General features: G+C 65.3%; 4 protein-coding genes. All 4 read right to left on the minus strand.

What is annotated here, in order from left to right; translation table 11 throughout:
* Positions 1–16: 16 nt before the first annotated feature.
* The 4 genes from QSJ95_RS00750 to QSJ95_RS00765 all read right to left on the minus strand — a co-directional run bounded on the left by QSJ95_RS00750 (position 17) and on the right by QSJ95_RS00765 (position 13,257).
* A complete protein-coding gene (locus QSJ95_RS00750; RefSeq protein WP_285639152.1) occupies positions 17–457 on the minus strand; it encodes a WapI family immunity protein in 441 nt (146 codons plus the stop codon).
* Positions 457–10,353, minus strand: coding sequence for a hemagglutinin repeat-containing protein (locus tag QSJ95_RS00755; protein ID WP_285639154.1), 9,897 nt, complete (start codon positions 10,351–10,353; stop codon positions 457–459). The genes QSJ95_RS00750 and QSJ95_RS00755 overlap by 1 nt, the downstream gene beginning before the upstream one ends.
* A gap of 28 nt (positions 10,354–10,381) precedes the next feature.
* The gene (locus tag QSJ95_RS00760) at positions 10,382–12,079 is read right to left on the minus strand and encodes a ShlB/FhaC/HecB family hemolysin secretion/activation protein (protein WP_285639156.1); all 1,698 of its coding nucleotides are present in this window, start codon (positions 12,077–12,079) and stop codon (positions 10,382–10,384) included.
* Between the two features lie 113 nt (positions 12,080–12,192).
* On the minus strand, positions 12,193–13,257 hold the full coding sequence (locus QSJ95_RS00765) for a fatty acid desaturase family protein (RefSeq protein WP_285639158.1): 1,065 nt from the start codon (positions 13,255–13,257) through the stop codon (positions 12,193–12,195).
* Positions 13,258–13,271: the final 14 nt, after the last annotated feature.

Consider the following 13,271-nt stretch of genomic DNA (forward strand, 5'->3'; position numbering starts at 1 on the left):
TCCTTCCAAGAAGGTCTCAATGCCTTACTGGAAATTTCTCAATCAGCATATCAATATCTCTTATTAATCGCTTCAAATCGCCATCAAAGACCTTAAAGCTCAGCACAAACTCAGAATCAACCCCATATCGATATTTACCCCCTAACGGATGAAAGCCAAAGTCTAAAACAACATCAATAACTCCAGACTCCCCAGCCAAAAAACCAATTTCCCCCTCGGTAAACCTCAGCTGACTCCCAGATACCCAGCAACAACTAAGATCTTGAAGCCATTCTTTCAAAGCAAGCAACTCAAAGGTTCTAAGGCAAGCATCAGTGGCACACCAATATAGCTCCCCAACCCGCGCAGCCATCTTAACAATTAACCAGTTGGAGTCATAAATATCTTTAGAGTGAGAGTATTGATACCCAACCACATCAAAAGAAAAACAAGAAGCATCATCCTTTACAATTATCATTATTTACTCCTATTTTTTGCCGGCCTAAAAGTAATGATACGTTTAGATATTGGATCAATTATCGCCTCCAAACCACCGTAGGACAATCCGATCTCACCATTACCCGCATCAAACCGCTCTCCCTTATTAAACACTTTCACAATATCGTTAGGAGTTTCAAAACCAATATTACTTGTTCTAGCATCTTTAAGCCTAGCAATCGCATGATTCGAAAGCTCAAAGCCTGTCCCACTAAATACATCTACTATTTCTTGGTGGGTAAGCTCCTGCAAAGGCCGATTTTGCGAAAGTCCATTTAGTTTTATAGGTTCAAAGCCATTGCTGTACATGTTTCCCGGAGTAGAAACCGGGTCTGCTAATGTCGTAGTGTTCCAAGCCCCTGTCTCAACAATCCGACTCCCTTCAGTACTGTTTGGCAGTTCAACCTTCCCACCCGCACCGTAACCATTGCTATCCGGAGACGATGTTCCTTGCTCCGCAATCGGGAAGATGAATTTACCCAGCTCCCCCTTGTGGATTGGGAACCCATCCGTACCCAACAGATCGGCTAGGTTTTCGAGCCGGCGTCGCTCGGAATCGGAAAGCTTTGCCAGTGCATCAGCCAGCTTCTGCTGATACTCGGGGTTATTGGCGATTACCTCTCCACCAACCAGCACACCAACCAGCAGTACGACCGCCCCGGCGCCAATAGCCTGGGCAAAACTGGCACTTCCCGACGGCCCTCCCGGACCTTGGAGTTGCCTCAGGAGATCAAGAGCTTCGTTAGCCGCTGCGGGGTCCTGGCGAGCCAGGTCCGCCAAGCGGTTGGCCACCAACCGCCCGGGCTCGGTGCCTGCAGCGTCCCCCATTTGATATTGGAAGAGCTTCCGCGCCGCATCGCTCCGCTCGTCAGGCGAGCCATTGAGCATTTCATTGCGAGCCTGGGCACGCTGCCTTACCTCATAGACTTCATGTGCATACTCCGCGGCCTCTCCCACCTTCTCCACGGAGTTGGAGCTGATGTAGAGATCTTCCTCGCGCTTCTTGTCCTTGGTGATTTCCTGGGCCCTGTCGGGGTCGCGGTTCAACCCCGAGAGATCCTGATCAGGGTTGTCGCGCACGACTATCTCGCCAGCACCTACCGTGGCGCGGTTGATCTGTTCGCGGTCACGCGAGCTGTACTGCCCCTGAAGAATCAGGTTCGACGCTTTGCCCTCGTCATTGCGCACCAAGGGTTTGCCGTCGGCATCTTTACCAGCGAAGGAGCCTCCGAAGCTAATGTCGTAGCTCTTGTAGTGGTCCTTGTCGCGGATGTCGCTGTAGCCAAGCGTACCGGTATCGAGTAGCAGGTTGCCGTTGCCGGCAGTCACGACGGCGCCATCGATCTGGGTGTGCTGGCCGGTGTGGATGTCGACCTGGTTACGCCCTTCCAGGCGAGTCTGCTCGCTGACCCACTGGCTGGCCCCCTTGGTCTCGCCTAGACCGATATTGAGACCGCCGCCACCACCAAGGCTGAGCGAACCGCCAAGGCTATAGCGATCCCCCTGGACCTTGTCGCTGTCCTGGCGCGAAGCGATGGTCAGATTGCGCCCGGCATCCACCGAAAGCCGGTCGCCACTGACTCCAGCGCCGGCGATAGTAGTGTCGCGACCGCTGCTGAGGGCCACATCACCACCCGCCTCAATGTGAGCATTGACGTGCTGGGTACCACTGCCCTTCTGTTCAGCCTTGGCCACGGAACCAGCGACATAGGGGCCGCTATTGCCCTGCCCACCATCCCATGCGTTGTAACTGCCAACAGCGATACCTGCGGACAGGCTACTGCTGGAGTCCTTGCTGCTATGGCTGGAATGGCTTTCCGCACTTTGTATGGTCAGGTCACGCCCGGCATCCAGGCGGATATCACGCCCAGCCCCCGCCTGGGTACCTACCAGGGTGATGTCGCGCCCGGCCGAAGCAGTCAGATCACGGCCCGCGTTCACCGTTGAGGGGCGCGCATTTTCCTGCTGCGAGGCGTTGCGGTTGGTCGACTGGCTGACGCCACCGCTCACCCCGGCGGAAACGCCGAGATCGGTAGCCCCATCAATGCCACGCATCACGCTGGAAGCCTGGCTGAGCGGCGAACCACCCGAGCCGATCTTGCCGACATCCTGCAAGCCAGTGGTGACGCTCTGGCTGACCTGAGCCGAAATACCGGCGCGTTGAACCTGCTTGTAATGCTCGGAGCTAGATGTGTCCTGGCCGGTATCGAAGCGAATGTCACGCCCGGCATTGAGCGCGATATCACGCCCGGCGCTGATGTCACTACCTTGTTGGACAATATCGCGCCCGGCGCTGATGCTCATGTCCTGACCGGCACTGAGCTGACTGGGTGCGTTGCTGGTACTGACTTGGCGGTCCTTCTCCTTCAGCTTCTCCGCACCGGCGAAGACGCTAGCGCTGGTTTCGCTGAAGTCCCAACCCAGGCCGAGCCGCTTCTTGCTTTCCCAACTGCTGCTGGCCGCGGCGCTTTCGCCGGCAACCACATTGACGTCTCGCCCGGCCAGCACGCTGAGGTCACGCCCAGCATCCACAGCGCTGCCGACCACACTGACGTCACGCTCGGCACGCAGGGTGACATCCCGGCCGGCACTGACCAGGCTACCGACGTTTTCGCTGGTCTGACCCGCCTGGCCAGCCTGTTTGGAGGAGGCCAGCGACACGAAACTGCCCGAGCCGGAAAGACCTACCTTGCTACGGTACTTTTCGGACTCCTGGTAAGCCGTGTTGTTGCCAGCCTCCAGGCTGATATCACCAGTCGCCTGTACGAGCCCCGCCCGCATCTCGACATCATTACCGGCGCGGACTGCACTGGCACGAACGCCAATATCGTTACCGGCAGCAATCACCACGTCGTTGCCAGCATCCAGTTCGCTGCCTACCTGCGAAGTGGTGGTCTGCAACTGGCTGTTGCCACTCTTCGACAAGCCACCGAAGCCAGACTTGCTCTTCTTGCTGGAAGCACCATGCTCTTCGCTGCCGGCAAGCACCGAGACATCCCGGCTGGCACCAAGCAGCAGGTCATTGCCGGCCGATAATTGGCTGCCAACGACGGTAACGTCCCGCCCTCCGTTGAGACTGATGGCCCCATTGGCATCCTGACTCACATTGATAGTCAGGTCCTTGCCGGCCTGCACCACCGAGGCAACGTTCTCGCTGTCATAGGTCTCGGTCTGCTTGGTCTTGCTACGACCGAAAGAGCCCTCTTTCTTTTTCTTGTAGAAGTAGGCTTCCTCGTTCTGCGCAGACAGGATGGCGACATCCCGGACGGCGTCCAGGGCTACGGAACCCTGGGCCTTGGCCTGGCTACCGATGAGAGTCAGGTCCTGGCCGGCGTAGACGCTCAGGTCCCCGCCAGTATTCAGCTGAGTGCTGACTTGCTGGACGCTGTCACGCTTGCTGGTGACCTTCCGGCTCTTGCTGTAGCTATGGCTCTCATCCGCCGCCGAAGCCAGCGTCACGTCCCGCCCGGCGCTGAGCGCCGCATTGCGCGCGGCGTCGAGGCTACTCGCCACCGCGGTCAGGTCGCGGCCGGCGCTGATGTCCAAATCGCGACCGGCACTGACCTCGGCCCCCAGTTGCTGGAGGGTCTGGCTGTAGGAGCGGCTGCCGTTGACCTGGCCGTTCTCTACCTGCACAGCGCTGATGTTGACGTCGCGCCCGGCGTTCAGCAGCAGGTCGTTGCCGGCCTTGAGTGCGCCGCCGAGGTTGCTGATGTCGCGCCCGGCGCTGATGTCGAGGTTGCCGGCCGCTTCGATGCGTGCGGCGCTGTCGGCGAAGCTGGCGGTCCAGGTGCGGTTGCCCTGAGCGCTGTCGATACGGGTGACGCTGCGTTCGTTGATCACGTCGCCGGTCAGCGCGGTGAGGCTGACGTCGCGCCCCTTGAGGATGCCGCCGGCGGTATTGCGGATGCTGTCGGTGGCCAGCAGGTCGAGGCGGTTGCCGGCCTCCACCAGGCCGCTGTTGGTGATGTTCGCCGCGGTGGCGTTGAGGTTGTTGCTGGCGCGCAGGGTGCCGGCATTGTTCAGTGCGCCGCCGCTGATCAGGCTCAGGTTCTGGCCCTGGATCAGCGCGCCGTTGGGCGCCAGGCGGTTGTCGGCCTGGGCCAGGTAGAGCACCGGCACCAGTACCTTTTCGCCGTTCACCACGGCCTCTTCCAGCCAGACGATGTCGTGGGTCAGCGCCGCCACCTGTTCGGCGGTTAGACCCACACCCACCGTCAGGTTGAGGCGGTCCTTGTAGGCGATGGCGTTGTCCATCAGGTACTTGAACAGCGCCTCGTCGCTGGCCATGCCGTCGATGAAGCGCTGGCCGGTGCGGGCCACCACCGCCTGTTGGATCAGGCGCTGTTCGTAGAGGCCATCGCCCAGGCGCTTCTGCGCCTGGTCCGGGTCGTAGCCGAGCAGGCCCAGCAGGTAGTCGGAGCTGAGGAAGCTCTTCAGGCTGGTCAGCTCGGGATTGGTCTCGATCAGGTACTTGTGGCTGTTGCTCGGCGTGGTGCTGCTGGGCAGCCCCTGCACGCGCGGGATGTTCAGGCCGGAATCGGACTGGGCGCTACTGGCACCGGCCAGCGCCGGGTCGCCGGCCCCCTGCACGCTGCCGGCGGCCCCGCCGCTACCGGCTTCGCCGCTGAGGCGGAACAGGCCGTTCTGACCTTGCGGCAGGCTGAAGCCCGGCAGCGTGATGGGGTTGACCTGCTGCTGGGCGAGGTCCGGCGGCAGTTGGGCATTGATCGGCACCACGGTGCTCACCGGGCTGGCGCCGACGGCGGTGTCGCCGGTCTTCTGGCCCGGATTGACGTAGGTGTAGTTGTTGCGGATGACGCTGTTGTTGATCGGGTTGCTGGCGCTGATGCTGACGTTGCCGGCGGCCTGGATGATGCCGGCGTAGGTCTGGTCGCCACTGTTGAGCTGCGTCACCGAGCCGAACTGCGGCAGGTCACGCTCGGTTCGGGCGATGAAATGGCTCATCGCGTCGGCCAGGCCGGCTGGATCGTTGATGTAGTCCGGGCTTTCGTACCAGTACTTGTCGGTGAAGGCGTTGGCCTCGTTCACCCAACTGGACATGTTGCTCGTGCGCTGAGAAACGAATACGCGGAAGGTCTCGGTCTCGCCGGTGACCACGCCCTGGTTGGTCAGGTTGGCGACCGTGGCGTAGAGGTTCTGCCCGGCGCTGATCACGCTGCTGGCGTTGTTCAGGGTGTCGCCGGCGCTGATGGAGGATGCGGCGCTGGCCTGCAGCACCTCGAGCTTGTCGCGCTCGGTGATTTCCCATACGCCGTTCCGCTTGCCGGAGCAGTCGGCGATGCTGTCGTTGAGGTACTTGTAGCAGTTCACCTCAACGATCTTGGCGGTGTACTTGCCGGCATCGTTGACCACCAGCACCACACGCTGGTTGTTCAGCGCGGCGACGTTCAGGCGCATGTCGCCCACGCTCTCCAGGTTGGCGGAGAGGTTGTCCAGGCGCGCGGCACGGTTGCCGGCGTCGTCCGCCGCCAGGTCCAGCGCGCCGAGGCTGTATACGTCCGCCTCGCGGTTGGTGAAGCTGCCCACGCGCAGCGCCATGTCACCGCCGCTGAAGATCAGGCCGTTCTGGTTGAGCAGGTTGCTCGCCACCAGGCGCAGGTTGGCGGCGCTGCCGAGGGTGCCGTAGTTGTTCAGGTTGGCTGCGCTGACTTGCAGGCCCGCCGCAGAGGTGAGCCGGCCACTGTTGTCGAGGGTGCCGCTGCTGCTGACGCGGGTGCTGCCGCCGCCGGCGATGCTGGCCGAAGCGCCCAGGCCGATGTAGCCGGCGCCCAGGGTCAGGTCGCCCAGGCTGCTGAGGCGGCCGTTGCCGGTGTAGCTGCCGCTCAGGCTCAGGTCGAGGTTGCCGTCGCTTGCGATCAGGCCGTCGTTGGTCCAGTTGCCGCCACTGCCGTTGAAGCTCTGCGCGGCGAGCAGTTGGCCGCCGCTCCCCTGGTTCAGGCTGCCGACGTTCAGCGTCAGGTTGCGCGCCTGGATGATGCTGTTGTTGGTCCAGTTGGCCGCCTGGTAGCTGAGGCTGCCGTTGGTGGTGAAGCTGCCGCCGGCCTGGCCGGCCTGGGCCAGGTCGATACCGAAGCTGCCAGTGCCGACATGCAGCACGCTGCCGCCGCCGTTCTGCAGGGCGCCGGCCTGCAGGCTGAAGTCCTGGGCGGCGGTTTCGATGCGGCCGAGGTTGTTGTCCAGCAAGCCGGCACTGCTCACTCGGGTGCTGCCGTCCTGGCCGAGGGCGCGGATGGCGCCTACCACGTTGTCGATGCTGGCCGCGGACAGGTCGAGGCTGCCGCTGCTTTCGACCAGGCCGAAGCGGTTATTCAGCGCGCCAGCCAGGCTGAAGTCGATGTCGCCCGCGCCTATCTTGCCACCCTGGCCCAGGGCGGCGCCCTGGTTGAGCAACTGGTTGCCGGTGACGCTCAGCAATTCGCCGGCGTAGAGGCCGCCACCGCGGTTGTCGAGGTCGCTGGTGACGAGGGTGTTGTTGCCGCTGACCGCCGAAAGGTGGCCATTGCGGTTGTCGATGCCGCCCGTGGCCTGCACGTCGAGCGATTGCGCCTGGGTGATGCCGGCGTTGTTGCTGAACCCGCCAGTGACCAGTTTCAGCCAGCCGGCGGCGCTGTCGAGGACGCCGCCAGTGCCGTTATCCAGGCTGGCGCTGCGCAGGTCGAGGTTGCCGGCCTGGCTGCTGATGCGCCCGCCCTGGTTGTCGGCGGCGCCCTGGATGCGCAGGGTGGTGTCGAGTTGGCCCTGCAGGGTGCCGGCGGCGTTGTCGAGGCTGGCGGCGCCGATGTCGAGCTTGCCGGTCTTGCTGTAGATCAGGCCGTCCTGGCCGTTGAGCAGGTCGCCGCTGAGGCTGAGGTTGAGGGCGTCCTGGCTGGCCACGGTGCCGCCGGCGCTGTTGTCGAAGCGCCCGGCCAGAACCTTGAGCAGGCCCTGGCTGACCAGTTGCCCGCCACGGTTGTCGACGCTGCCGGCGCTCAGGTCCAGCGGGCCGGCGCTGGCCAGCTTGGCGTTCGGTCCCAGGTTCAGCAGCGCGCCGAGCAGGCCCAGGCGCAGGGCCCCGCTGCTGGCCAGGCTGCCACCGCTGTTGTCCAGGCTGGTGGCGTCGAGTTGCATACCGTTGGCGTTGATCTGCCCGCCGCGGTTGTCCAGCGCGCGGCCACTGCCGGCCAGTTCGCCCTGGGCGCTGAGCAGGCCGCCATTGCGGTTGTCGAGGTCGCCGGCCAGGGCCAGGCCGAGGTCGCCCTGGGTGGAGAGGATGCCGCCGGCGTTGTTCAGGCTGCCGGCTGCCAGGCTCAGCTTGCCCTGGCTGACCAGCGCGCCCTGGTCGTGGTTGTCGAGCACGCCGCTGAGCGTGACGTCGAGGGTGCCGTTGCGGCTGGAAAGCGTGCCGCTGGCGCTGTTGTCCAGGCTTGCGGCGTTCACCGCCAGCGCCTGCCAGCCCGAGAGCAGGCCCTGGTTGGCGTTGCGCAGGGCGGCTGCGGACAAGCTCAGTTGCCCGGCACTGATGATGCCGCCCTGGTCGCCGTTGTCGACGTCGCCGCTGGCGCTCAGGCTGAAGTCCTGCGCGCTGGAGATTTCCCCACCGCGGTTGTCGAGGTTGCCCAGGCCGTTGACCTGCAGCGCGCCGGCGGCGCTGAGCAGGCCGCCGCGGTTGTCGAAGTCGCCATGCTGGTCGTTGCTGCCCAGGTCGATGCGCACGTTGCCTTCGCCGATCAGCTTCGCCTGTTGCTGGATCAGCCGGGCCACGCTCAGTTGCAGGTCGCCCTTGGCGGAGACTTCGCCGCCGCCGATGGCCTCGAATTGCCCGGCGCGCAGGTCGAGGGCGCCCTGGCTAGTGATCAGGCCACCGGGCTGGCCGGCGGCACGGGTGCCGTTGCGGATGTCGCCGGCATGCAGCGACAGGCCCTGCTGGCCACTGAGCACGCCGTCGCGGTTGTCGAGGTCGGCGGTGCTGGCATCGAGGCGGCCCTGGGCGAGGATCTGCCCGCCACGGTTGTCGCTGGCGCCGCTGGCCAGTTGCAGGTTGCCGTTGCTGGAGAGCAGGCCGCCCTGGTTGTCCAGGCTGCCGGCCATGACGTCGAGCGTGCCGCTGGCGACCAGGGCGCCGTCGCCGTGGTTGTCCAGCGCGCCGCGGACATTCGCCCGCAGGTCGCCGCTGCTGGCCAGGGTGCCACCGTCGCTGTTGTCGAGGCTTTCGAGGTCCAGTTGCAGGCCGGCCTTGCCGCTGGCCACGCCCTGGGTACTGTTGTCCAGGCTGCCGCCGGAAACGCTCAGAACGGCATCGCTGACCAGCCGCCCACCGCGGTTGTCCACGGCACCGGCCTGCACGCCCAGCGCGCCCTTGGCCGAAAGCAGGCCGTCGGCATGGTTGTCCAGCTTCTGGCTGACCTTGGCCTGCAGCGTGCCGTTGCTGACCAGTGTGCCCTGGCCGCTGTTGTCGAGGTTGGCGAGGTCGAAGCTCAGCGCCTGGCCGGCACTGAACAGGCCGAGGCGGTTGTCGAGGTCGCCGCCGCTGACCTGGAGGCTGGCGGCGCCGGCCTGGCCGTTGCGGTTGTCCAGGCGCTGCGCGGCGAGCGTCAGGTTGCCGTCGGCCAGCAGGCGGCCCTGGCGGTTGTCGAGGGTGTTGGCCGTGAGGTTCGCGCTGCCGCCCTTGATGGCGCCACCCTGGTTGTCCAGGGTGCCGGCGACCTTCGCTTGCAGGTTGCGGCTGGCAAGCACGGTGCCGGCGTTACGCAGGTTCTGGGCGTCGATGGCCACGTCACCGCGGGCGTTGCGGCTGTTGTCGGCGTTGACGCCAGCCTCGATCACACCGCTGTTGTTGAGCTGGTTGGCCTTCAGTTCGAGGGTCGAACCCGCCGCCAGGCTCTGCGCATTGCTCAGCGCACCGCTGGCCTGCACGCTGGCACTGCCCCCAGCATAGGCCGGGCCGTTCAGGGCCACGTCCTGCCCTTTCAGCGCCAGGTTCCCGCTGGCCGCTACCTGGGCCAATTCCAGCTTGCCGTTGGCGTCGATGCGGATGTCGCCGGCGCTGGCCGCCATGTTGCCGGCCAGTTTCACGCCCACGCCCTGTTCGGTACCCACCAGGCGGATGGTGTTGGCGTACATGCCGCCGAGGGCGGAGCTGTCGATGGCCAGTTGCGGCTTGGCGCTGCCGTCGTCGGGCTTGGCGGTGGCGGCGAGACTTTCCGCATCCACCGTGTTGCGGCCAGCCACCACGGTGAGTTGCTTGGCGTACAGGTCGGCGTTGAGCTTGGCGCTGCGGGTGATCAGCTCGAACTGGTCGAGGTTGCTGGCATTGAGCCCGGCGCCTTCGATGGCGATTTCGCCGCCATCCACGTCGTAGCCCTGCAGGCGCTCGCCAGCCAGGATCGGCTTGCCGGTGGTGAGGGTGGCGCGCGGGGTGTTGATGAAGCCGCAGCCGTTGCAGGTGATGCCGTGGGGGTTCGCGACTATGACGTGGGCGCCCTGCCCGGCCACTTCGGTGTAGCCCTTGAGCTGCGAGGGGCTGCCGCCGGTGACTTCGTTGAGGATCTTCTGCGCCGCCTGGCCCTTGAGGTTGGGGTTGCCGATGACGATCCCGCCCAGCTGGGTGCTGGCGGTCTTGCCGGTGGCGTTGTTGAGGATCAGCCCCTGCTGGCCGACGTTGTAGTCGCTGAATTTATTGTGCGAGAGGCCGCTGCCATTGGGCGTGGCGATGTTGACGATGGGCACGCCGTTGCCCGCCGCGCCGATCTGCGTGTTGCCGCCGGCGGCCGCATCCACCGCCAGTTGCGCGGCGGTCGCGACTATGGGGTTGAGGAACAAGATGCCGGCCAGGGCGCTGGCGATGGCTTGGTAGAGGGGGCGGCGGATGTCCATGTCCTGGGGTCTCCGTGGTGTTGCGGCGTCAGAAGAACAGGTCGACGCGGAAGTAGACCGGGTGTTCGCGTTTGTCGATCACGCTGGGCCGCTCCAGGGAGCGGGCGAAGCTCAGGGTCGCGGCCAGGTACTGGCCGCGGGCGTTGAACTCCAGCGCGTGGCCGCTCAGGCGGCCGTGCAGTTCGGGGTTGTAGCGGTCGTGCGCGATGGCGCCGAAGTCGTAGCCGTAGCCCACGCCGTACTCCTGCAGCCAGGGCTGCAGCGCCACCCAGGTCACCGGGCGGCGCCAGCGCAGCTGGTTGCGCCAGTAGTAGCCGCTGTCGCCGGACAGGCTCTGGTCCTTGAAGCCGCGCACCGAGTTGAGCCCGCCGAGGCTGATGCGCTGCGGGCTGTAGAGCACGTCTTCGCTCTTCTGCGCGGTGGCCAGGGCATCGAAGCTGAAGTTCTCGCCCCACAGCTGGAAGGGCTGCAGGTAGCTGAGGGTGAGGGTGTATTTGTCGTAGCGGGCGTGGGGCTGGTAGGGCTGCGGGTCGTGCTCGCCCTGGGCGCCGAGCGCGCCTATGCCCTGCTGCCAGCCGGCGTCGAGGTTGACGAAGGCGCTGCCGATGCGCCGGCCGTGGTTGAAGCCCAGTTGGCCCTCGGTGATGCGGCTGCTGGAGACGTCGAGCTTCTCGTCGTCGATGTAGTTGTTCGAGCGCACGTGGGCCAGGCCGAAGTTGACCGCGGTCTTGCTCAGGCTGTCGCGGTGCAGCACGCGCTCGGCACCGAACTGGTGGGAGCGGCTGTCGCCGTCGAGCTTGAAGGCGAAGCCGCTGCCTTGGTTGCGGGTGCGGTAGTAGCTCTGGTTGTAGCTGTAGCTGAAGGTCCACCAGCCGTAGGGCAGGCTGTAGAACAGGCCCTGGTTGTCGGAGTGCTTCCAGTGGTCGCTGACCACGTCCTCGGCCACCCGCAGGCCGAGCTGGTCGGCCAGGCCCAGCGGGCTGTCCCAGTCCAGGCCCAGGCCGGCCTGCTGCTCGCCGCTGCTGCGGTCGCCGTTGTTGTCGCGGAAGGTCGAGACGCGCCAGGGCTTGCCGCGCTCGCCGGCCAGCTGCACGCGGCTGCCGCCGACCTGCTCGCCGGGCACCAGCTCCACTTGCGCGTGGCGCGAGGGCAGGCGGTTGACCTGGTCCACCAGCTGTTCCAGCTCGCGCAGGTCGAGCACCTCGCCGGCCTTGCCGGGGAAGCCCATGGCCAGTTCGCGCGGGGTGGCCACGGCGGAGTCGTCGAAGCCTTCCAGGCGGCCTTCGACCACGATGATCTTCAGCGTGCCGCCGGAGAGGTCCTGCTGCGGCAGGTAGGCGCGGGTGGTGACGAAGCCGCGGGCCAGGTAGTGGTCGGTGATGGCCTTGAGCAGCGCGTTGAGCTGGGCCACGCCCAGGCACTGGCCGCGGTAGGGCGCCAGCAGGCGCTCGCGGGTGGCGGCGCCGAGGTGCCCGGCGCCTTCCAGGGTGATGTCGCGTATGTCGAAGCAGCGCGTGTCGGCGGGCTGCTCGGCGGGGGCCTGCGGCGCGGCCTTGCCGGGTAGCTGCTGCAATTCCTCCAGGCGCTTCTGTTGCTCGCGCAGCAGCTGCTCCTGGCGGTCGCGTTGCAGGTCGCGGTCGCCGGGGGTGGTCAGCGGCGCGGCGGAAACATCCAGAACGACGGCCAGGGCCAGGCCCAGCGTCCAGTAATGGGGAATGGACTTCATCCCTTCGATCCCTCGACTACGACATCCGGTTACAAAACCGGGCCGATTAAATCATGGCCAATTGATGTTGAGGGAGTGTCATTCGGCGACTGGTTTCTCTTTTAGGACTATTCCTATGAAGCCGGCAGACGGTGAACCCAGATGCGCCGCAGCACCGTGGCGAATTGCCGCGACAGGCGCCCTCTGTTGTAGTGCTGGCCATAGCGCTCGGCTATCTGCCGCACTTCGCGGGCCAGTTCGGCGTAGCGGCGCGCCGGCAGGTCGGGGAACAGGTGGTGCTCGATCTGGTGGCTGAGGTTGCCGGTGAGCAGGTGCAGCAGCGGCCCGCCCTCCAGGTTGCTGGAGCCGCGCAGCTGGCGCAGGTACCAGTGGCCGCGGCTCTCGCCCTGCAGCACGCTGACCGGGAACACCGCGGCCTTCTCGGTGAAGTGGCCGCAGAAGATCACCGTGAAGGTCCACAGGTTGCGCAGCAGGTTGGCCACGAGGTTGCCGCAGAACACCGCCCAGAAGCCGCCTGTCAGCAGGCCCAATAGGGGGAAGGCGAGGTAGTCCCTGGCCCACTGGCGGCCGAGCTTGGCGTTGAACTGGCGCAGCAGCGGGCGCAGTTCGTCCTTGCCCAGGCGGCCCTTGAAGTACTGGTCCAGGCGCAGGTGCTGGATGGCCACGGCGTACTGGAAGAGCATGGCCTGGATCGTCACCCACAGCGGCTGCCAGCGGTAGAAGGGCTTCCACTTCTGCTCGGGGAACAGGCGCACCACGCCGTAGCCGACGTCGTCGTCCTTGCCCAGGACATTGGTGTAGGTGTGGTGGATGTGGTTGTGGGTGTGCCGCCAGAAGTCGGAGGGGCCGGCGATGTCCCATTCGTACTGGCGCCCGGAGAATTCCGGGTCGTTCATCCAGTCGTACTGGCCGTGCATGACGTTGTGGCCCAGCTCCATGTTTTCGAGGACCTTGCCCAGGCCCAGGAGCAGGCTGCCGAGCAGCCAGGTGGGCGCGGACCAGCCGCACAGCAGCAGCGCGCGGCCGGTCCAGCAGCAGGCGCGCACGGCGCTGCGCACGCGGCGGATGTAGCGGGCGTCGGCGCCGCCGAGGTCGTCCAGGGTGCGTTGGCGCAGGGCGTCCAGTTCGGCGCCGAAGGCGGCCAGCTCGGCCGGGGTGAGGTCGCGGTCTTCGCGCATGCTGGGGTTCCGGG

The sequence above is a fragment of the Pseudomonas sp. NBRC 100443 genome (assembly GCF_030268185.1).
Taxonomy (GTDB): domain Bacteria; phylum Pseudomonadota; class Gammaproteobacteria; order Pseudomonadales; family Pseudomonadaceae; genus Pseudomonas; species Pseudomonas citronellolis.